Below are 21,336 nucleotides of genomic sequence, written 5' to 3' on the forward strand. Positions count from 1 at the left end.
ACATAGGAGAGGGCTACTCCATGCCATTCCTAACCCCATAAATTTCGGCCACCCGCAAATAAACTTTAGCGAAAAAGTATCTTTCCAAGATGCTATCGAACTCATAATTTATTTTAATCGACGAAACTTATCCCGGATAAAAAAGTTCAACTTATTTGCCATTTTTTTATAAGTCCATAGGAGCAAGTTCCACCGTCTATGGCAGCATCTCTAAAAAGGATCCTCATCAGCCTCTGAGGGTGCTCAATCGTGAGAGAAATCACTGATCGGAGGCAAACCGAGGGTTTGATCCCCGGTCACTTCCGACAGTTTTAATTCTCTAAAACCACTGCTGTGGGATCTGCAGGACAGCAGATCAACGGAGGAAAGCGTGTCTGTTGATAACTTTGAGACTGCTTTTGGTGGAGACGCGAATGGCAAGAAGGAGCAGTGATGCTCCTTCTTGCCAAAACTTACACCTGTGAATAACTCACTCCACAGTAACGGATTTGGCCAGATTCCGAGGCTGATCCACATCCGTACCCTTCAACACCGCCACGTAGTACGACAGCAGCTGCAGCGGGATGGTGTAGAGAATCGGGGCCAGGGCGTCGATGATATGTGGCATGGCGATGACATGAGTGCCTTCGCCGTTTTTCATGCCGGCTTGTTCATCAGCGAATACCACCAGCTCACCACCGCGTGCGCGGACTTCCTGGAGGTTGGATTTGAGTTTTTCCAGCAGTTCGTTGTTTGGTGCAACGGTGACCACCGGCATGTCGTTATCCACAAGCGCCAGCGGGCCGTGCTTGAGTTCGCCGGCCGGGTAGGCTTCGGCGTGGATGTACGAGATTTCCTTGAGCTTGAGGGCTCCTTCCATCGCTACCGGGAATTGCGCGCCACGGCCCAGGAACAGGGTGTGGTGTTTCTCGGCGAACAGCTCGGCGACTTTCTCGACGGTGCTGTCCATGGCCAGCGCTTCGCCCAGACGGGTCGGCAGGCGACGCAGTTCTTCGACCAGTTCGGCTTCGACACCCTCCTCCAGTGTGCCTTTGACCTGTCCAAGGGAGAGGGTCAGCAACAGCAGGGCAACCAGTTGGGTGGTGAAGGCCTTGGTGGATGCCACGCCGATTTCAGGACCGGCCTGGGTCAGCAGGGTCAGATCCGACTCGCGCACCAGGGAGCTGATGCCGACGTTGCAGATGGCCAGGCTTGCCAGGAAACCCAGCTCCTTGGCGTTGCGCAGTGCCGCCAGGGTGTCGGCGGTTTCGCCGGACTGGGAGATGGAAACGAACAGGGTGTCCGGCTGGACCACGACCTTGCGATAGCGGAACTCACTGGCCACTTCAACCTGACAAGGAATGCCGGCCAGACCTTCGAGCCAGTAACGCGCAACCATGCCGGCGTGATAGCTGGTGCCGCAGGCCACGATCTGCACATTGCGAACCTTGGCGAACAGTTCAGCGGCTTGCGGGCCAAAGGCATGGACCAGCACTTGTTGCTGACCCAGGCGACCTTCCAGCGTGCGCTGCACAACCTTGGGCTGCTCGTGGATTTCCTTGAGCATGAAGTGACGGTATTCGCCCTTGTCGGCGGCTTCGGCACCTTCGTGGTATTGCACGGTTTCGCGAACCACCGGCAAACCATCCACAGACCATATCTGCACGCTGTCGCGACGGATCTCTGCGATATCGCCTTCTTCCAGGTACATGAAGCGGTCGGTCACCTGACGCAGTGCCAACTGGTCCGATGCCAGGAAGTTTTCACCAAGACCCAGGCCAATCACCAACGGGCTGCCACTGCGTGCGGCCAGCAGGCGATCCGGTTGTTTGGCGCTGATGACTGCCAGGCCGTAGGCACCGTGCAGTTCCTTGACCGCTGCTTTCAGGGCATTGGCCAGATCCGGCGTGTCCTTGAGCTTGTGGTGCAGCAGGTGGACGATGACTTCGGTGTCGGTATCGGAAGCGAATACGTAACCCAGGCCTTTGAGACGCTCGCGCAGGGCTTCGTGGTTTTCGATGATGCCGTTGTGGACAACTGCCAGCTCATCAGCCGAAAAGTGCGGGTGTGCATTGCGCTCGCAAGGTGCACCATGGGTAGCCCAGCGGGTGTGAGCGATGCCCAGACGACCAGCCAGAGGCTCGCCCGCCAGCGCTTGCTCCAGTTCGCTGACCTTGCCCGAACGACGACGGCGCTCAAGGGTGCCTTCATTGCTGAAAACCGCTACACCGGCGCTGTCATAGCCACGGTATTCAAGACGTTTGAGCCCTTCCAGCAGAATGGCTGTGATACTACGTTCAGCAACGGCGCCGACAATTCCACACATGGTTCTCTCCTAGCTGACAGCGGCACAAATCAGGGTAATGCCGCGGGCTTTTATCTGTTCGCGTGCCTCATCGGGCAGGCGCTCATCTGTGATAAGGGTATGGATACTGCTCCAGGGCAGTTCCAGGTTGGGAATCTTGCGACCGACTTTGTCGGCTTCGACCATGACCACCACTTCCCGGGCAACTTCAGCCATGACCCGGCTCAGGCCCAGCAACTCATTGAAGGTGGTGGTACCGCGAATCAGATCGATGCCGTCGGCACCAATGAACAACTGATCGAAGTCGTAGGAGCGCAGAACCTGCTCAGCCACCTGTCCCTGGAAGGATTCGGAGTGCGGGTCCCAGGTTCCACCGGTCATCAACAGCACCGGCTCATGCTCAAGCTCGGCCAGAGCTCGCGCCACATGCAGGGAGTTGGTCATCACAACAAGGCCCGGCTGGGCGCCCAGTTCGGGGATCAGCGCAGCGGTGGTGCTGCCACTGTCCACAATGATGCGGGCATGTTCGCGAATTCGCGTCACTGCCGCCCGGGCAATGGCCTGCTTGTATCGGGAAACAGGCTGGCTGCTTTCGGCAATCAATTCATGGGGCAAGGTGACTGCACCACCATAACGGCGTAGCAGCAAGCCATTGCTTTCGAGAGCGGCCAGATCCTTTCGAATCGTAACTTCCGAAGTTTCAAAGCGCTGGGCCAGATCATCGACACTGACTTCGCCCTGCTCATTGAGCAAGGCGAGGATATTGTGGCGACGTTGAGGCGTATTACGTTTCGACATTTTGGCTTTAAGTTTCGATTCAAAAGATAACGAAAGCAATAAAACCTTATTATCGGAACCGGGTCAAGCCGTATTAATCATCTTCAGTCTGAGTCGAAGGAGCCTGGGTAACGACAACGGCCGTCGCGAGCAAGCTCCCTCCCACAAATCGGGTTCCAGCCCAGTCTGTGGATAACCTCAGGGCTTCTTGACCTTTACCGGACGCTTCCAGCCTTCGATGTTGCGCTGGCGTGCACGAGCGACGCCCAACTGTTCGGCCGGAATGTTCTGATTGATGGTGGAACCCGCTGCAGTTGTGGCTCCTGAAGAGATATCCACAGGTGCAACCAGCGAGTTGTTGGAGCCGATGAAGACGTCCTCACCCAGGATGGTCTTGTGCTTGTTGGCACCATCGTAGTTGCAGGTGATGGTCCCGGCACCGATGTTGGTGCGCGCACCGATTTCGGCATCGCCCAGATAAGTCAGGTGGCCGGCTTTTGCACCATCGCCAAGGTGAGCATTCTTGAGTTCGACAAAGTTACCCACATGGGCCTTGGCACCCAGAACACTGCCAGGACGCAGGCGAGCGAATGGACCCGCGTCACTGCCCTCGCCCAGAATCGCGCCTTCGATGTGGCTGTTGGCCTTGAGCACGACACCTTTGCGCAGGGTACTGTCCTTGATGACGCAGTTCGGGCCGATGACCACGTCATCTTCAATGATCACGCGACCTTCAAGAATCACGTTGATATCGATCAGCACATCACGGCCAACCGTCACCTCGCCACGCACGTCGAAACGTGCCGGGTCACGCAGGGTTACGCCGGCAGCCATCACGCGACGGGCTTCACGCAACTGATAATGACGCTCCAGTTCCGCCAATTGCTTGCGGTCATTGGCGCCCTGCACTTCCATCGCGTCGTGAGGCTGTTCGGTGGCAACCACCAGACCGTCACTGACCGCCATGGCGATAACATCCGTCAGGTAATACTCGCCCTGGGCGTTGTTGTTGGACAAACGCCCGAGCCAGTCGGCCAGACGCTTGCCAGGCACTGCAAGAATGCCGGTATTGCCTTCGTTGATCGCCTTCTGGGCTTCGCTGGCATCCTTGTGCTCGACAATGGCACAGACCCGGTTCTCGGCGTCGCGAACGATGCGGCCATAGCCTGTCGGATCGTCCAGCGTCACGGTCAGCAGGCCCAACTGCTGCGGGGTAACCAGTGCCAACAGACGCTGCAGGGTCTGAACCTCGATCAGCGGGACATCACCGTAAAGAATCAGCACGGTATCAGCGCTCAGTTGCGGTACTGCCTGGGCAACTGCGTGGCCTGTGCCCAGTTGCTTGTCCTGCATGACGAAATTCAGGTCATCCGCTGCCAGGCGTTCGCGTACGGCATCTGCGCCATGACCGATCACCACATGAATGCCATTTGGGGATAACTGTCGTGCGCTGTGGATAACATGACCCAGCATGGAGTTACCTGCAACAGGGTGCAGGACTTTAGGCAAGGCCGAACGCATCCGGGTACCTTGGCCAGCGGCAAGAATAACGATATCGAGAGACATGAGGACTACCAACTGAGCGGCAACCAGCCCGGAACGGACTGATTCGGAAAAAAGAAAAAGGGTAGCCGAGGCTACCCTTTTACTCAATCGCGCATCAAGCCAGCGGGGTTAGCCGCCGAACTTCTTGCGAATTTGCTGAACGGTGCGCAGCTGAGCTGCAGCCTCGGCCAGACGAGCAGTCGCAGATCCGTAATCGAAGTCCGCGCCTTTTTCGTTCAGGGCCTTCTCGGCAGCCTTGACGGCGGCCTGAGCAGAAGCTTCGTCCAGGTCGGCAGCACGTTGCACAGTATCGGCAAGCACCTTGACCATGTTCGGCTGAACCTCGAGGAAACCACCGGAGATGTAGAACACCTCGGCTTCCCCACCCTGCTTGATCAAGCGGATCGGGCCCGGGACCAGATTGGTGATCAGAGGCGCGTGGCCTGGAGCGATACCGAGATCACCCAGGTTGCCGTGCGCAATCACCATCTCGACCAGACCGGAGAAGATTTCCCCTTCCGCGCTGACGATGTCGCAATGGACTGTCATAGCCATTTGCTTGCCTCAACCTAATTAGCGCCCGTTTCCGGGCGCCGGGATTACAGTTTCTTGGCTTTCTCGATCGCTTCTTCGATGCCGCCGACCATGTAGAACGCTTGTTCTGGCAGGTGGTCGTAGTCACCGTTGAGGATGCCTTTGAAGCCAGCAATGGTGTCTTTCAGGGAAACGTATTTACCCGATGCACCAGTGAAGACTTCAGCCACGAAGAACGGCTGCGACAGGAAGCGCTGGATCTTACGAGCACGGTTTACCAACTGCTTGTCGGTTTCCGACAGCTCGTCCATACCCAGGATCGCGATGATGTCTTTCAGCTCTTTGTAACGCTGCAACACGTACTGAACGCCGCGAGCGGTGTCGTAGTGTTCCTGGCCGATGACGTTCGGGTCCAGCTGGCGCGAAGTCGAATCCAGTGGGTCTACCGCTGGGTAGATACCCAGGGAAGCGATGTCACGGGACAGTACGACAGTTGCGTCCAAGTGGGCGAACGTGGTCGCTGGCGACGGGTCGGTCAAGTCGTCCGCTGGTACGTATACCGCCTGGATCGAGGTGATCGAACCGTTTTTGGTGGAAGTGATGCGCTCTTGCAGAGTACCCATCTCTTCAGCCAGGGTCGGTTGGTAACCTACTGCGGAAGGCATACGGCCCAGTAGTGCGGATACTTCGGTACCGGCCAGGGTGTAACGATAGATGTTGTCGACGAACAGCAGAACGTCGTTACCTTCGTCACGGAACTTCTCGGCCATGGTCAGGCCGGTCAGAGCAACGCGCAGACGGTTTCCCGGTGGCTCGTTCATCTGACCGTAAACCAGTGCCACTTTGTCCAGAACGTTGGAGTCCTTCATCTCGTGGTAGAAGTCGTTACCCTCACGAGTACGCTCACCCACACCGGCGAACACGGAATAACCGCTGTGCTCGATGGCGATGTTACGGATCAGTTCCATCATGTTTACGGTTTTGCCTACACCGGCACCACCGAACAGACCGACTTTACCGCCCTTGGCGAACGGGCAAACCAGGTCGATAACCTTGATGCCTGTTTCCAGCAGATCGTTGCCACCCGCCTGTTCAGCGAAGGACGGCGCAGGACGGTGAATGCCCCAACGCTCTTCTTCACCGATAGGACCGGCTTCGTCGATCGGGTTGCCCAGGACGTCCATGATCCGGCCCAGAGTCGCTTTACCGACCGGTACGGAAATGGCTGTGCCGCTGTCATTGACGTTCAGACCGCGCTTCAAGCCTTCGGTCGAACCCATTGCAATGGTACGAACCACGCCGTCGCCCAGCTGCTGCTGAACTTCAAGAGTGGTTTCCGCGCCTTGTACACTCAGCGCGTTGTAGATGCTCGGTACGCTATCGCGTGGGAATTCCACGTCGATCACGGCGCCGATGATTTGAACGATACGTCCGCTACTCATTAGCTGGTTCCTCTAATATTTGAACCGTTAAACCGCGGCAGCGCCGCCGACGATTTCCGAGATCTCTTGGGTGATCGCTGCCTGACGCGCCTTGTTGTAGATCAGCTGCAAATCGCTGATCAAATCACCGGCGTTGTCTGTGGCGTTCTTCATCGCGATCATCCGCGCAGCTTGTTCAGCAGCGTTGTTCTCGACCACCGCCTGGTACACCTGCGACTCAACGTAGCGAACCATCAAGCCGTCAAGCAGCTCTTTGGCATCGGGTTCGTAGAGATAGTCCCAGTGGTGCTTGAGTTTCTGATCCGGGGTTGCCACCAGCGGAATCAATTGCTCCACCGTTGGCTGCTGGGTCATGGTGTTGATGAACTTGTTGGATACCACGGACAGGCGATCAATTCGACCATCCAGGTAGGCATCCAGCATCACCTTGACGCTGCCGATCAGATCATTGATCGACGGCTCTTCGCCCAGGTGGCTGATCGCAGCGACGACGTTACCGCCGAAGTTGCGGAAAAATGCCGCACCTTTGCTGCCGACCACGCACAGATCGATCTCTACGCCGTTTTCACGGTTTACCGCCATGTCCTTGACCAAAGCCTTGAACAGGTTGGTGTTCAGGCCACCGCACAAACCACGGTCACTGCTCACTACGACATAACCGACACGCTTTACTTCGCGCTCGATCATGAACGGGTGGCGATACTCCGGGTTGGCGTTGGCAAGATGACCAATCACCTGGCGGATGCGCTCCGCGTAAGGACGGCTAGCAGCCATGCGCGACTGAGCCTTGCGCATTTTGCTGACCGCCACTTTTTCCATGGCGCTGGTGATCTTTTGCGTGCTTTTGATGCTCGCAATCTTGCTGCGAATCTCTTTTGCGCCTGCCATGTAACACCTATCAGGTTAGCAAGCGGGAACCTCTCGGCTCCCGCTGCGGCTTACCAGGTTTGGGTGGCCTTGAACTTCTCGATACCGGCTTTGAGGCCAGAGTCGATTTCGTCATTGAAGTCACCCTTCACGTTGATCTTCGCCATCAAGTCGGCGTGATCGCGGTTGAAGTAAGCAATCAGAGCCTGCTCGAAGCTGCCGATTTTTGGAATCTCGATGTCCACCAGGAAGCCACGTTCAGCGGCATACAGGGACAACGACATATCAGCGATGGACATCGGCGCGTATTGCTTCTGCTTCATCAGCTCGGTAACGCGCTGACCATGCTCAAGCTGCTTGCGGGTCGCTTCGTCCAGGTCAGAAGCGAACTGGGCAAATGCAGCCAGTTCACGGTACTGAGCCAGAGCGGTACGGATACCACCGGAAAGCTTCTTGATGATCTTGGTCTGTGCGGCACCACCTACACGGGATACCGAAACACCGGCGTTCACTGCCGGACGGATGCCGGAGTTGAACATGGCCGATTCCAGGAAGATCTGACCGTCGGTGATGGAAATCACGTTGGTCGGAACGAACGCGGAAACGTCGCCAGCCTGGGTTTCGATGATCGGCAGTGCAGTCAGGGAACCGGTTTTGCCGGTCACTGCGCCGTTGGTGAACTTCTCTACGTACTCTTCGGAAACACGCGATGCGCGCTCCAGCAGACGGGAGTGGAGATAGAACACGTCACCTGGGTAGGCTTCACGGCCTGGTGGACGGCGCAGCAGCAGGGAAATCTGGCGGTAAGCCACTGCTTGCTTGGACAGATCGTCATAAACGATCAGCGCGTCTTCACCGCGGTCACGGAAGTACTCGCCCATGGTGCAACCCGAGTACGGTGCAAGGAATTGCAGCGCAGCGGATTCGGAAGCACTTGCAGCAACGATGATGGTGTTAGCCAGTGCACCGTTTTCTTCGAGCTTGCGAACAACGTTGGCGATGGTCGATTGCTTCTGACCAACTGCAACGTAGACGCAGAAGATGCCGCTGTTTTTCTGGTTGATGATCGCGTCGATTGCCATGGCGGTTTTACCGATCTGGCGGTCACCGATGATCAGCTCACGCTGGCCACGGCCGACTGGAATCATTGCGTCGACGGCCTTGTAGCCAGTTTGCACTGGCTGATCGACCGACTTACGCCAGATCACGCCTGGAGCAACTTTCTCGACCGCATCGGTCTCGGTGTTGTTCAGCGGACCTTTACCGTCAACAGGGTTACCCAGTGCGTCGACAACGCGACCCAGCAGTTCCTTACCAACCGGAACTTCGAGGATGCGGCCGGTGCACTTGGCGCTCATGCCTTCAGCCAGAGTCGTGTAGGCGCCCAGTACAACGGCACCGACAGAGTCTTGCTCAAGGTTCAGCGCCATACCGAAGACGCCGCCCGGAAACTCGATCATTTCGCCGTACATTACGTCGGCAAGACCGTGAATCCGCACGATACCGTCAGACACGCTGACGACTGTGCCTTCGTTGCGGGCTTGGGAGGTTACATCGAGCTTCTCGATGCGACCCTTGATGATTTCACTTATTTCGGAAGGATTGAGTTGCTGCATTGCTCTGCTGCCCCTTCAAACTCAAGATTTCAATGCTTCGGCTAGTTGCGCGATCTTGCCGCGAACTGAGCCATCGATAACCAGGTCGCCGGCGCGGATAACGACACCACCGATAAGGGTGGCATCCTCCGCAGCATGCAGGCGCACTTCCCGGCCGAGCCGTGCACTGAGAACCTTGGCGAGTTTGTCTTGCTGTTCTTGGTTCAATGCAAAAGCACTGGTGACATCCACATCGACCGATTTTTCCTGCTCGGCCTTGTACAGGTCGAACAGTTCGGCGATCTCCGGCAGAAGCGGGAGACGGTCGTTTTCAGCAACGACGTGGATGAAATTCTGTGCCTTGGCATCGAACTTGTCGCCACACACTTCAATAAAAGTGGTGGCCTTTTGTGCGCTCGTCAGTCGCGGGGCCTTGAGCAGGCTCTGCATGGTGTCGTCTTGCGACACCGCAGCAGCCAGGCCGAGCATGGCTGACCAATTGGCCAGTTGCTGGTGGGCCTGCGCGTGCTCGAAGGCCGCCTTAGCGTAAGGTCGGGCCAACGTGGTCAGTTCTGCCATGATCGCCCTCGCTTAAATTTCAGCTGCCAGTTTGTTAACCAGCTCCGCGTGCGCGTTTTGATCGATTGTGGCACCCAGGATCTTCTCGGCGCCATTGACTGCCAGGCTACCCAACTGGGCGCGCAGAGCGTCTTTGACACTGTTCAGTTCCTGCTCGATCTCGGCCTGAGCCTGAGCCTTCACACGGTCAGCTTCGACGCGAGCCTGTTCACGGGCTTCGTCGACAATCTGAGTACCGCGTTTCTTGGCTTGCTCAATGATTTCGGCTGCTTGAGCTTTAGCTTCGCGCAGTTGTTGACCCACTTTGTCTTGGGCCAGCTCCAGGTCGCGAGCTGCTCGTGTAGCAGCGTCCAGTCCATCCGCGATCTTCTTCTGACGTTCGTGCAAAGCCGCGATGACCGGAGGCCACACGAACTTCATGCAGAACAGCACAAAGATGAAGAACGCAACGGACTGGCCAATCAGGGTTGCATTAATATTCACGCCAACACCTCGCTCGTTCGTTGTCCATCACACCAATCAACTCGAAAATTCGAGCGATTAGCCAGCGAGCTGACCAACGAAGGGGTTCGCGAAGGTGAAGAACAGAGCGATACCAACACCGATCATGGTAACGGCGTCGAGCAGGCCCGCAACGATGAACATTTTAACTTGCAGCATTGGAACCATTTCTGGCTGACGCGCTGCGCCTTCCAGGAACTTACCGCCCAACAGGCCGAAACCGATTGCAGTACCCAGTGCGCCCAGGCCGATCAACAGTGCAACAGCGATAGCGGTTAGACCAACTACAGTTTCCATCTTTCCTCCCGACTTTTACGTCGTATTGGTTAGGTTTTCTTAGATTAAAGCGGTAAAGCAAAATCGTTTGTTACATCAGCCCTTGCGGTTTCCCGCTTGCGGCTCCCTCTCACCAATGGCAAGAGGGTCATCAGATGCGCCGGATGGCGAATCTTAATGGTTATCTTCGTGAGCCATCGACAGGTAAACGATGGTCAGCATCATGAAGATGAACGCTTGCAGGGTGATGATCAGGATGTGGAAGACAGCCCACGCCCATTGCAGAACCACACCCAGGCCACTGAGCCAGAGCAGGCCGCTGCCGAACATGACCGCGATCAGGATGAATACCAGCTCGCCAGCGTACATGTTGCCGAACAGACGCAGTGCCAGCGAAATCGGCTTGGCTACCAGTGTCACGAATTCAAGCAGGAAGTTCACCGGGATCAGCAGCGCCTGAACGAAGATGTTCTTGCTGCCGAACGGGTGAAGGGTCAGTTCGCCGATGAAACCACCGATGCCCTTGACCTTGATGCTGTAGAAAATGATCAGTGCGAAGACCGACAGAGCCATGCCCAGGGTGGCATTCGGGTCAGTGGTCGGAACAGCACGGAAAGGAATGTGCTCGTCGCCCGAGATCAGCATCGCCAACTGAGGAATCCAGTCAACCGGAACCAGGTCGACGGCGTTCATCAGGAACACCCAGACGAAAATGGTCAGGGCCAGGGGAGCGATCACCGCACTACGGCCGTGGAAGCTGTCACGCACGCTGCCATCGACGAACTCGACCAGAACTTCGACGAAGTTCTGCAGAGCGCCAGGCTGGCCGGAAGTTGCCTTCTTGGCTGCCATGCGGAAGATAAGAACGAAAATGAGGCCCAGTGCGACCGACCAGCCGAGAGTATCGACGTGGAAAGCCCAAAAGCCCATTTCCTTTGCTTCTGCTGCGGTATGGGCAAAGCCCCAGCTGCCGTTGGGTAGCTGACCGAATGTCAGGTTCTGCAAGTGGTGCTGGATATAGCCCGAAGCTGTTTGCTCTGCCATTTTTGCCTCAAACGCCCTAAGGTCTCGAAAGTCTTGTTCTCATTAGCAGGGGAGCGAACCAGTTGACCACCTGGATCAACATGAACACGCCGAATACAGCTAGCGGCGCCAATGGCTTCACACCTGCGAACGTCAATGCAAAAAGCACTGCCGTCAAAATCAGTTTGCCTGCCTCGCCGGCATAAAATGACCGGACGATGGCTTGCGCTGCTCTGGCCCCGGAAAACCGGAAAGCCTTGTGAGCAAAGTACAAATTGGGCAGCCACGCTATCAGGCCACCACACAGCCCTGAGTATCCCGCTACGACTCCATTCCACTGCATGAGCGCCAGAGCGGCCAGCAGCAGGACAATCAATTGAGCCAGCAATACCGGAAAAACCGCTAGCCGATGGAACGGCAAGCGGTCTGGCATGCGTGATTCCATCGCAACTGCTCCTTGAATGTCGGTCGCCACAAGCAATAACTTGGCATAATTTGTGCCGACAAAATGCGCGCAGAGTATAGGGGCGGTTAAGCCCCTATTCAACCGTAAGGTAGTGATTTCCGACTATACGCTACAGAGCAATTGTTTCAGCGAATGTGAGCGAGCACACCTTGCAACTCGTCCAGCGAGTTGTAACGGATGACTAATTGCCCTTTTCCCTTCTGCCCATGACGAATCTGGACTGCAGAGCCCAGCCGCTCGGCGAGACGCTGTTCCAGCCGACTGATATCGGGATCTGTCTTGACGGCCTCGACAGGAGCAGGCTTGCCGCTGAGCCACTGCCTGACGAGGGCTTCGGTCTGACGCACAGTCAGGCCGCGTGCGACAACATGTCGCGCACCTTCGACCTGCCTTTCTTCGGGCAAACCGAGCAATGCACGTGCATGACCCATTTCCAGGTCACCGTGGGACAGCATGGTCTTGATCACGTCCGGCAAGGCGATCAGACGCAACAGGTTGGCCACGCTGACTCGCGACTTGCCCACCGCATCGGCGACCTGCTGCTGAGTCAGTTGGAACTCCTGCTGCAAGCGCTGCAACGCCATCGCTTCTTCGATAGGGTTCAGGTCTTCGCGCTGGATGTTCTCGATCAGCGCCATGGCGATGGCGTTTTCATCCGAGACTTCGCGGACCATAGCCGGAATCGTCTCTACACCTGCCTGCTGACTGGCACGCCAGCGACGCTCACCGGCGATGATTTCATAGCGGTTGTCGCCAATCGGACGGATCACGATCGGCTGCATCACGCCCTGGGACTTGATCGACAGGGCAAGTTCTTCAAGCGCCTGGGGATCCATATCGCGACGCGGCTGGTACTTGCCACGCTGGATCAGATCCAGAGGGACATGCTGCAGCTCACGCTGATCGATCTTGACGGCCTGTTCTTCCAGCGAACTGACGGTTGGACTGCTCAGAAGTGCGTCCAACCCACGTCCGAGACCTCGTTTCTTGACGGCCATGGGAATTCCTTAGGTTGGCTGCGCGGCTTTCGAGCTGCGACGTTGACGACGTACCAGTTCACCCGCCAGGGCCAGGTAAGCCAGCGCACCGCGGGAAGCCTTGTCATAGGCCAGCACCGGCATGCCGAAGCTCGGCGCCTCGGCGAGCCTGATGTTGCGCGGAATGACCGTGTCGTAGAGCTGTTCGCCGAAATGCTCCTTGAGCTGCGCGGAAACATCGTTGATCAGGCTCAGGCGCGGGTCATACATCGTGCGCAACAACCCTTCGATTTTCAGTTGAGGGTTGAGCAGTTCTGCGATGCGCTTGATGTTATCCACAAGGTCGCTGAGACCTTCCAGCGCAAAGTACTCGCACTGCATGGGGATAATTACCCCATCGGAAGCCACCAGGGCATTGAGGGTCAGCATCGACAGCGACGGCGGGCAGTCGATGAGAATGTAATCGTAGTTTTCCCGGATCGGCGCCAGCGCATTGCGCAAGCGGCTTTCCTTCATCTGCATTTCCAGCAACACCACTTCGGCAGCCGTAAGGTCACGGTTGGCTGGCAGCAGTTGATAACCGCCATGTTCGGAAAACTGTATCGCCTCGGCCAGATCGCATTCACCGATCAGCAAGTCGTATACCGAGTTTTCCAGGGTGTGTTTATCCACACCACTGCCCATGGTCGCGTTGCCCTGAGGGTCGAGATCGATCAACAGCACGCGTCGCTTGGTTGCAACCAGTGACGCTGCGAGGTTGATACAGGTGGTGGTTTTACCCACACCACCTTTCTGGTTCGCTATCGCGAATACCTTAGCCATTCTTGCTTGTGTTCCCAGTCATGCCGTGCGGCGCAGTATCAGCAGATGGCGTTGGCCTTGGCAACCTGGAACGGTCAAGGCTTGTGCGCTATCGAGATGAAAGTCTGCCGGCAATGCTACCAGTTCATCGGTCGGATGCAGCCCTTTCATTGCCAGCCAACGTGTATCGGTGTCGCCCATGTGGCGAGTCCACCCGGTAAAGTCTTCCAGACTGCTGAATGCCCGGGAAACAATCCCCGTAAACGGCACATCTGGCTGATAAGCTTCTGCACGGCTGTGGATAACTTCGAGGTTGTCGAGTTTCAGCTCAAGTTTGACCTGAGTCTGGAACCGGGTTTTCTTGCCATTGCTGTCCAGAAGCGAAACTTTCATCTCTGGAAACATGATAGCCAAGGGAATGCCAGGCATTCCGCCACCGCTACCAACGTCCAGCCAGCGTGGCCCTTCGATGAAGGGTACGACGCTCAGGCTGTCGAGCAAATGCCGCGAAACCATCTCGTCCGGATTGCGCACAGCCGTCAGGTTGTAGGCTTTGTTCCACTTTATCAACAGCTCAAGGTAAGCCAGCAACTGGCCATGCTGTTTTTCACTCAGATCCACACCCAGTTCCCGGGCACCTGTGGATAATTCCTGAGCATGCTGCGGAGTAACCATAGAACTCAAGCGCTTTGCTCCAACTGACGGCCCGCGCCGCGTTTTTTCAAGTGAATCATCAACAGGGAAATCGCCGCCGGCGTTACGCCAGGAATACGCGATGCCTGTCCCAGGGTCTCGGGACGAGTTATCCCCAGCTTGCCTTGAATCTCTTTCGACAGACCGGAAATTGTCGTGTAATCGATGTCTTCCGGCAGTTTTGTATCTTCGCTGGCTCGCAGACGGGCAATTTCATCCTGCTGACGTTCGATGTAACCGGCGTATTTGGTCTTGATCTCGACCTGCTCGGTGACTTGAGGGTCGCTGCAACCCTGACCTGTCAGGGAAATCAGGCTCGCATAATCGACTTCCGGGCGAGTCAGCAGGTTGAGCAGATTGTATTCGTGGGTCAGCGGCGTGCCGAAATGTGCGGCAATCGCATCGCCCTGCTCTGTGCCCGGGCGGACCCAGGTACTTTTCAAACGCTGTTCTTCCAGCGCGATGTTCTCACGCTTGGTGCAGAACGCCGCCCAGCGGGCATCGTCGATCAGACCCAGTTCGCGACCTTTTTCCGTGAGACGCAAATCGGCGTTGTCTTCACGCAGGATCAGACGGTATTCGGCACGGGATGTGAACATCCGGTACGGCTCTTGGGTGCCGAGGGTAATCAGGTCGTCAACCAGCACGCCGATATACGCTTCATCACGGCGCGGGCACCAGCTTTCCTTGCCCTGTGCACGAAGCGCAGCGTTGGTTCCGGCCAGCAGACCTTGTGCACCGGCCTCTTCGTAGCCAGTGGTGCCGTTGATCTGACCTGCGAAAAACAGACCGCCGATGACTTTGGTTTCCAGGCTGTACTTCAAATCCCGCGGGTCGAAGTAATCGTATTCGATGGCGTAACCGGGACGAACGATGTGCGCATTTTCCATACCGCGAATCGAGCGAACGATCTGCAGTTGCACGTCGAATGGCAGCGAAGTCGAAATACCGTTCGGATACAGCTCGTGGGTAGTCAGACCTTCCGGCTCGATGAAGACCTGGTGGCTTTCCTTGTCGGCAAAGCGGTGGATCTTGTCTTCGATCGAAGGACAGTAACGCGGGCCGATACCTTCGATCACACCGGAGTACATTGGTGAACGATCAAGGTTGGAGGCAATGATTTCGTGAGTCCGTGCGTTGGTGTGCGTAATCCAGCAACTGACCTGCGCTGGATGCTGCTCCTTTGAACCCAGGAACGACATGACCGGGATAGGCGTATCGCCCGGTTGTTCTGTCATTACCGAAAAATCCACGGAACGGCCATCGATGCGTGGCGGTGTTCCGGTTTTCAGTCGACCCACGCGCAGCGGCAATTCACGTAACCGTTTTGCCAGGGCAATCGAAGGCGGATCTCCAGCGCGACCACCGGAATAGTTCTGCATACCGATGTGGATAAGTCCGCCCAGGAACGTACCTGTGGTCAAAACCACGGAGTCGGCCATGAAACGCAGGCCCATTTGCGTGACGACACCGCGAACCTGGTCCTGCTCGACGATCAGGTCGTCACAGGATTGTTGAAATATCCACAGGTTCGGCTGGTTTTCGAGGATTTCGCGAATGGCTGCCTTGTATAGAACACGGTCTGCCTGGGCGCGTGTCGCTCGTACTGCTGGCCCTTTGCGGCTGTTCAATACGCGGAACTGGATGCCGCCTTTATCGGTAGCCATTGCCATCGCACCGCCAAGGGCGTCGATTTCCTTGACCAGATGACTTTTGCCAATACCGCCAATAGCAGGGTTACAGCTCATCTGACCGAGCGTTTCCACGTTGTGCGTCAGCAATAGGGTTTTGACACCCATGCGTGCCGACGCAAGTGCGGCCTCGGTACCGGCATGACCGCCACCGATGACGATCACTTCAAAACGGGAAGGGAAATCCACCACGCACCTCGTGCCTGTTGTCGATGGGAAATTGGGATAGCTGACAAGTATAGGGAATACACCCACCTGAAAGAAACCCGTTGCACAAAATTTAACCAGCTGTGGAAAACTGGCGAATAAAGAAATTAAAAAGGAAAGAAATCTTATAAAACCTTGTTTTTATGTTTATTCTTACTGAACCACCTTTCTGTGGATAAAGCTCTACAGGCCATATATATCAATGTGTACAGCGTTTCAAAAGTCTGTGTTCATGTGCCAATGAGGCCTTTGGATAACCGTCTTGAGCCTGTGGATTAAATGACAACTTGTCCACAGACGGGTTTATCTTCAGCTTTCGACCCCACTTATCAACTGAGCTCAGAAGCAGTTATTCACAGGGCTTAATTCACATAAATTGCTTCCTGAAGGTGGAATTCACAGGCTGTGAGTACACAGAATGATGTTGTCTGAGCGACAGGCGGTAGTGAGGGAGGCACAGCAAAGCTTCCCTTTGTGGATAAGAGAGGCTGATCGAGGGCTTTATTGTGAGGTCTGAGACGCAAGCCCGGCATTGCACCGGGCTGTTCAAGCAATGTGTGCGGGATTATTTACCGATGCAGAAGCTTGAGAAGATCCTGCCAAGCAGATCGTCCGAGCTGAAGGCTCCGGTAATTTCACCCAGCGCCTGCTGAGCCTGGCGCAGGTCTTCGGCCAATAGCTCGCCTGCGCCCGCCAGTGTCAATTGCGCGCGGCCATGTTCCAGGAAGTCACTGGCATGGCGCAGCGCTTCAAGATGGCGTCGACGTGCGCTGAAGCTGCTTTCAGAGGTCTGTTCATAACCCATGCAGGCTTTGAGGTGTTCACGCAGCAGCTCCAGGCCTTCTCCACCGGCCTTGGCGCTCAGGCTGATCGTGACATGGCCATCGGCACTGGTTTCCAGGCCAATCAGGTCGCCGCTGAGATCGGCCTTGTTCCGGATCAGCGTAACCTTGGCTGGATCAGGGCGTTGCTCCAGGAATTCAGGCCACAGGGCGAAAGGATCGGTTGCTTCAGGCGCAGTAGCGTCGACTACCAGCAAGATGCGATCAGCCTCGCCAATGGCCTTGAGGGCACGCTGTACACCGATGATCTCTACCTGATCGTCGGTATCGCGCAAGCCGGCTGTATCCACGACATGCAGCGGCATGCCGTCTATGTGGATATGTTCGCGCAATACATCCCGTGTCGTGCCGGCAATCTCGGTGACGATCGCGGCCTCTCTGCCCGCCAGAGCATTGAGCAGGCTGGATTTTCCGGCATTGGGGCGACCGGCGATCACGACAGTCATGCCGTCACGCAGCAATGCGCCCTGCCCTGCTTCGCGCAGCACTGTGGATAACTCGTCACGCACCTCATCGAGCATGCTCAGCACATGGCCATCGGCAAGGAAGTCGATTTCTTCCTCGGGAAAGTCGATAGCCGCCTCTACATAGATCCGCAGGCTGATCAGCTTTTCGGTCAAGTTATCCACACGCTGGGAAAAAACACCCTGCAAGGAGCGAAGGGCATTACGCGCAGCCTGTGCAGAACTGGCTTCGATCAGGTCCGCAATGGCTTCGGCCTGAGCCAGATCCAGCTTGTCGTTGAGGAAAGCCCGCTCGCTGAACTCTCCCGGCCGAGCCAGACGACTGCCCAGCTGCAGGCAGCGCTGCAGCAACATATCCAGAACAATGGGACCGCCGTGGCCTTGAAGCTCCAGGACATCTTCACCGGTAAAGGAGTTGGGGCCTGGGAAATAAAGCGCGATTCCTTCGTCGATGACCTGGCCTGTTTCATCCTCGAAAGGACCGTAATGGGCAAATCGTGGTTTTGGCGTGCGTCCAATGATTGCCTGGGCAGCCTTGCCTGCCAAAGGCCCGGATATGCGCACGATGCCTACACCACCGCGACCTTGAGCGGTGGCGATGGCGGCGATGGTTTCACGAGGGACGTTCATGGTCCGGCTCCTGGGCAACTGACAGATAGCAAAACGCCCCACGAGGGGGCGCTTTGTAAAACTTGTTCACAGGTTAGATCAGGCAGCAGCTTTGTTGGTAGATGCTTCGATCTTGCGAGTGATGTAGGCCTGCTGTGCAATCGACAGGGTGTTGTTCACAACCCAGTACAGAACCAGACCGGCAGGGAACCACAGGAAGAAGAACGTGAAGATGATAGGCATCATTTTCATGACCTTAGCCTGCATCGGATCCGGAGGAGTCGGGTTCAGACGCTGCTGGATAAACATGGTAGCGCCCATGATGATCGGCAGGATAAAGAACGGGTCTTTGATCGACAGGTCGGTTATCCACAGTATCCATGGAGCCTGACGCATTTCCACGCTTTCCAGGAGTACCCAGTACAGCGCAAGGAAAACCGGCATCTGGACAAGAATCGGCAAGCATCCACCCAGCGGGTTGATCTTTTCTTTCTTGTACAGCTCCATCATTGCCTGGGACATTTTCTGACGATCGTCGCCATACTGTTCTTTCAGCGCAGTCAGCTTCGGACCTACGGCACGCATACGCGCCATGGACTTGTAGCTGGCAGCCGACAGTGGGAAGAACAGGCCCTTGATCAGCATGGTCAGGAAGATGATCGACCAGCCCCAGTTACCCACAATGGCGTGGATATGTTGCAGCAGCCAGAAGATTGGCTGGGCAATGAACCAAAGAAAGCCGTAGTCGACAGTCAATTCCAGGCCTGGGGATAACTCTTTGAGTACCGCCTGGCTTTTCGGACCTGCATACAACGTAGCGCTGGTTTCACCTTTGCCACCGGCAGAAACCGACAGGGTCGGGCCAGTGAAACCGATGATGTAGTTGCCCTGGCTGTCTTTACGTGTCTGAACGGCATTGCTGTCGCCATGGCTTGGAATCCAGGCCGTCACGAAGTAATGTTGAAGCCATGCAACCCAGCCACCTTGTACTGTTTCTTTCAGCGGAGCCTTGTCGATATCTTTCATCGACACTTTTTTGTACGGCTCTGCAGCTGTCCACAGGGCTGCACCCAGATAGGTGGCCGTGCCGGTGGCAGTAGTCGAAGACGGATCGGAACTGGCATCGCGCTTCAGTTGTGCAAACAGATTACCCGCCCATGGCTGAGCGCTCTGGTTATCCACAACGTAGGTGACAACAACATCGTACAGGCCACGCTTGAAGGTGAAGCGCTTGATGTAGTTGACGCCGTTATCAGCGAATTTCAGCTCGACGACCAGATCGTTCTGGCCATCGTTCAGTTGATAAGTCTTCTGTGCAGACGAATAAACCGGACGACCGGCAGCACGTGCATCAGGTCCGTTGGTACCGGTCAGGCCACTTTGTGCCAGAAAAGTACGCTCGCCACCGTTGTCGAACAGCTGGAATGGAACATCCGGGCGGTCCTGACGACGTGGATACAGTGGAAGACGAAGTTGAACGACGTCACCACCTACCGGATCGATCGCCAGATCGAGCACGTCGGTCTTGACCTGAATCAGGTCCTTGCTCGGTGCGACTGGAGTTTCCAGAGGCGCTGCGGCAGTGGTCGCTGTAGCACTTGGAACATCGGCATTTGCAGAACCATTAGTACCAGCAGCCGTATCCGGTATAGCCGGTGCGGTTGTGCTGGCTGCAACATTCTGGGTCGGCATGGCAGCCTGGCCGTAGTCTTGGTTCCATTTCAGAACCCCGACGTAGGTCACGATTGCCAGGGCGACGATCAGGATCGTGCGTTTAATATCCATGATTACTCGGCCATCGAAGAAGAACGGGAGGTGGGGACAGGTGGAACCGGGTCATAACCACCGGGATTCCACGGATGACAGCGGCCCAAACGACGAAGTGTCAGCCAGCCGCCGCGTAAAAGGCCATGATTATCGATGGCTTCATACGCATAGCAGGAGCAACTGGGGTAGAAACGACAGTGACTGGCCATCAGCGGGCTAATGGCATAGCGGTAAAACTGGATCGGAACGAGTGCCAGTTTACGCATCTGGACTGTCTACCCCTGCAGTTTCGGGTTTTGCTTCTGGAGTAGGTCGGCTACGCGCCAGACGTTTCCAGAGCTTGCCGAAATGCTGAATCAATTCCGGGTTTTCTATATCACCCAGACCCTTACGCGCGACGATCACGATATCCCAACCGACCAGATTATCCTGGTGTTGGCGAAATGATTCGCGCATGAGGCGTTTCAAGCGGTTTCGCTCAACGGAGAGTTTTACGCTCTTTTTACCTATCACCAGCCCCAGGCGGGGATGATCAAGGTCGTTGTTGCGAGCAAGGAGCAGGAGATTTTTCCCCGGAACCTTGCCGGTAGGGGAGTCAAAGACTGCCTTGAAATGCCGGGGAGTCAGCAAACGCTTTTCCCGACTGAAGTCTCGACTCACCACCAGTGCCGATTTATCAAACTGCCAGACGCTTACGGCCTTTGGCGCGACGACGCGACAGGACTGCACGGCCGTTCTTGGTGGCCATACGGGCACGGAAACCGTGGGTGCGGGCGCGCTTGATAGTGCTGGGTTGGAAAGTACGTTTCATGGCGTGTTACCTGGTTCGTCCACTACGGGCCGGAATGGCCCCCGTTTTAAGAGACCGGGGATTCTAGAGAAAGCAAGCGTGCAGGTCAATTTCCAACCAGCTTTTCCTTTATCTACTTCCTTACAGCTCGTTACGCCTTCCTCAGCCGGTTCGAGGGTTACCTGAGGGAAATCAGTTATAGAAATAAAAAGAGCGAATATTTAAAGCTTTTCTGTAGAGCTTATAAAGGCTAGGGACGACTCTACCTGTGGATAACCAAGCCAAGACCTTTAAAATCAATGTGTACATAAGATCATAAGACTGTCGAGAAACGGTGTTCTGCCTGTGCTGTGACCTCGGAAAAGCTGTGTATGGAATGCCTTGTTATCCACAGGCTGGTTATCCACAGAGTTTCACCGTGACTTATGCAATGAGCTGAGGCCGGTTTATCCACAGAGCTTATCCGACTACCGTCTGTCGCCTTTTCAACGAATAAAAGCCGGTTTTCTCCTTGTTTGTGAGCAACCTACATGTGGATAAGTCGGCGTCTGATCGTTACAATGGCGGATGTTTTTGCCTCACCGGCTTTCGACTTAGGGGATATCC

At 56.0% G+C, this 21,336-nt stretch carries 21 protein-coding genes; all 21 read right to left on the reverse strand.

Annotated features, from left to right (window positions below):
• Nucleotides 1-469: 469 nt before the first annotated feature.
• Complete coding sequence (gene glmS, locus KQP88_RS25065; protein WP_200994418.1) at nt 470-2,305, reverse strand: glutamine--fructose-6-phosphate transaminase (isomerizing); 1,836 nt, start codon at nt 2,303-2,305, stop codon at nt 470-472.
• A 9-nt stretch (nt 2,306-2,314) separates the two neighbouring features.
• Nucleotides 2,315-3,082, reverse strand: coding sequence for a DeoR/GlpR family DNA-binding transcription regulator (locus tag KQP88_RS25070; protein WP_095068088.1), 768 nt, complete (start codon nt 3,080-3,082; stop codon nt 2,315-2,317).
• 177 nt (nt 3,083-3,259) lie between these two features.
• A complete protein-coding gene (glmU, locus tag KQP88_RS25075) occupies nt 3,260-4,627 on the reverse strand; it encodes a bifunctional UDP-N-acetylglucosamine diphosphorylase/glucosamine-1-phosphate N-acetyltransferase GlmU (protein WP_200994419.1) in 1,368 nt (455 codons plus the stop codon).
• A 108-nt stretch (nt 4,628-4,735) separates the two neighbouring features.
• A complete protein-coding gene (locus tag KQP88_RS25080; protein ID WP_025262613.1) occupies nt 4,736-5,161 on the reverse strand; it encodes a F0F1 ATP synthase subunit epsilon in 426 nt (141 codons plus the stop codon).
• A 44-nt stretch (nt 5,162-5,205) separates the two neighbouring features.
• Nucleotides 5,206-6,582: a F0F1 ATP synthase subunit beta gene (atpD, locus tag KQP88_RS25085; protein ID WP_200994420.1), complete on the reverse strand. Its 1,377-nt coding sequence runs from the start codon at nt 6,580-6,582 to the stop codon at nt 5,206-5,208.
• Between the two features lie 27 nt (nt 6,583-6,609).
• A complete protein-coding gene (atpG, locus tag KQP88_RS25090) occupies nt 6,610-7,470 on the reverse strand; it encodes a F0F1 ATP synthase subunit gamma (protein WP_025262615.1) in 861 nt (286 codons plus the stop codon).
• Nucleotides 7,471-7,520: 50 nt separating this feature from the next.
• The gene (gene atpA / locus KQP88_RS25095; RefSeq protein WP_025262616.1) at nt 7,521-9,065 is read right to left on the reverse strand and encodes a F0F1 ATP synthase subunit alpha; all 1,545 of its coding nucleotides are present in this window, start codon (nt 9,063-9,065) and stop codon (nt 7,521-7,523) included.
• 21 nt (nt 9,066-9,086) lie between these two features.
• Nucleotides 9,087-9,623: a F0F1 ATP synthase subunit delta gene (locus KQP88_RS25100; protein WP_025262617.1), complete on the reverse strand. Its 537-nt coding sequence runs from the start codon at nt 9,621-9,623 to the stop codon at nt 9,087-9,089.
• A 12-nt stretch (nt 9,624-9,635) separates the two neighbouring features.
• Complete coding sequence (locus KQP88_RS25105) at nt 9,636-10,106, reverse strand: F0F1 ATP synthase subunit B (protein ID WP_025262618.1); 471 nt, start codon at nt 10,104-10,106, stop codon at nt 9,636-9,638.
• 57 nt (nt 10,107-10,163) lie between these two features.
• Nucleotides 10,164-10,421, reverse strand: coding sequence for a F0F1 ATP synthase subunit C (gene atpE, locus KQP88_RS25110; protein WP_002555987.1), 258 nt, complete (start codon nt 10,419-10,421; stop codon nt 10,164-10,166).
• Nucleotides 10,422-10,574: 153 nt separating this feature from the next.
• Complete coding sequence (gene atpB, locus KQP88_RS25115; protein ID WP_200994421.1) at nt 10,575-11,444, reverse strand: F0F1 ATP synthase subunit A; 870 nt, start codon at nt 11,442-11,444, stop codon at nt 10,575-10,577.
• A gap of 16 nt (nt 11,445-11,460) precedes the next feature.
• Complete coding sequence (locus KQP88_RS25120; protein ID WP_025262620.1) at nt 11,461-11,868, reverse strand: F0F1 ATP synthase subunit I; 408 nt, start codon at nt 11,866-11,868, stop codon at nt 11,461-11,463.
• Nucleotides 11,869-12,014: 146 nt separating this feature from the next.
• Nucleotides 12,015-12,887, reverse strand: coding sequence for a ParB/RepB/Spo0J family partition protein (locus KQP88_RS25125; RefSeq protein WP_198723267.1), 873 nt, complete (start codon nt 12,885-12,887; stop codon nt 12,015-12,017).
• Nucleotides 12,888-12,896: 9 nt separating this feature from the next.
• On the reverse strand, nt 12,897-13,688 hold the full coding sequence (locus KQP88_RS25130; protein ID WP_201001373.1) for a ParA family protein: 792 nt from the start codon (nt 13,686-13,688) through the stop codon (nt 12,897-12,899).
• An 18-nt stretch (nt 13,689-13,706) separates the two neighbouring features.
• A complete protein-coding gene (rsmG, locus tag KQP88_RS25135) occupies nt 13,707-14,351 on the reverse strand; it encodes a 16S rRNA (guanine(527)-N(7))-methyltransferase RsmG (RefSeq protein WP_162883174.1) in 645 nt (214 codons plus the stop codon).
• Nucleotides 14,348-16,240 (reverse strand): tRNA uridine-5-carboxymethylaminomethyl(34) synthesis enzyme MnmG, encoded by a 1,893-nt coding sequence (gene mnmG / locus KQP88_RS25140; RefSeq protein WP_200994423.1) that lies wholly within the window; start codon nt 16,238-16,240, stop codon nt 14,348-14,350. Before mnmG ends, rsmG begins: the two co-directional genes overlap by 4 nt.
• A 583-nt stretch (nt 16,241-16,823) precedes the next feature.
• Nucleotides 16,824-18,194, reverse strand: a complete 1,371-nt coding sequence (gene mnmE, locus KQP88_RS25145; protein ID WP_216704507.1) for a tRNA uridine-5-carboxymethylaminomethyl(34) synthesis GTPase MnmE — start codon at nt 18,192-18,194, stop codon at nt 16,824-16,826.
• A 78-nt stretch (nt 18,195-18,272) separates the two neighbouring features.
• Nucleotides 18,273-19,958 carry a membrane protein insertase YidC gene (yidC, locus tag KQP88_RS25150; protein WP_216704508.1) on the reverse strand — a complete coding sequence of 562 codons (1,686 nt, stop codon included), beginning with the start codon at nt 19,956-19,958 and terminating at the stop codon, nt 18,273-18,275.
• A 2-nt stretch (nt 19,959-19,960) separates the two neighbouring features.
• On the reverse strand, nt 19,961-20,206 hold the full coding sequence (yidD, locus tag KQP88_RS25155) for a membrane protein insertion efficiency factor YidD (protein ID WP_038399718.1): 246 nt from the start codon (nt 20,204-20,206) through the stop codon (nt 19,961-19,963).
• Nucleotides 20,199-20,600, reverse strand: a complete 402-nt coding sequence (gene rnpA / locus KQP88_RS25160) for a ribonuclease P protein component (protein ID WP_025257771.1) — start codon at nt 20,598-20,600, stop codon at nt 20,199-20,201. Before rnpA ends, yidD begins: the two co-directional genes overlap by 8 nt.
• A gap of 16 nt (nt 20,601-20,616) precedes the next feature.
• On the reverse strand, nt 20,617-20,751 hold the full coding sequence (rpmH, locus tag KQP88_RS25165; RefSeq protein WP_002551315.1) for a 50S ribosomal protein L34: 135 nt from the start codon (nt 20,749-20,751) through the stop codon (nt 20,617-20,619).
• Between the last annotated feature and the right edge of the window lie 585 nt (nt 20,752-21,336).

The organism is Pseudomonas lijiangensis, assembly GCF_018968705.1.
Lineage (GTDB): Bacteria > Pseudomonadota > Gammaproteobacteria > Pseudomonadales > Pseudomonadaceae > Aquipseudomonas > Aquipseudomonas lijiangensis.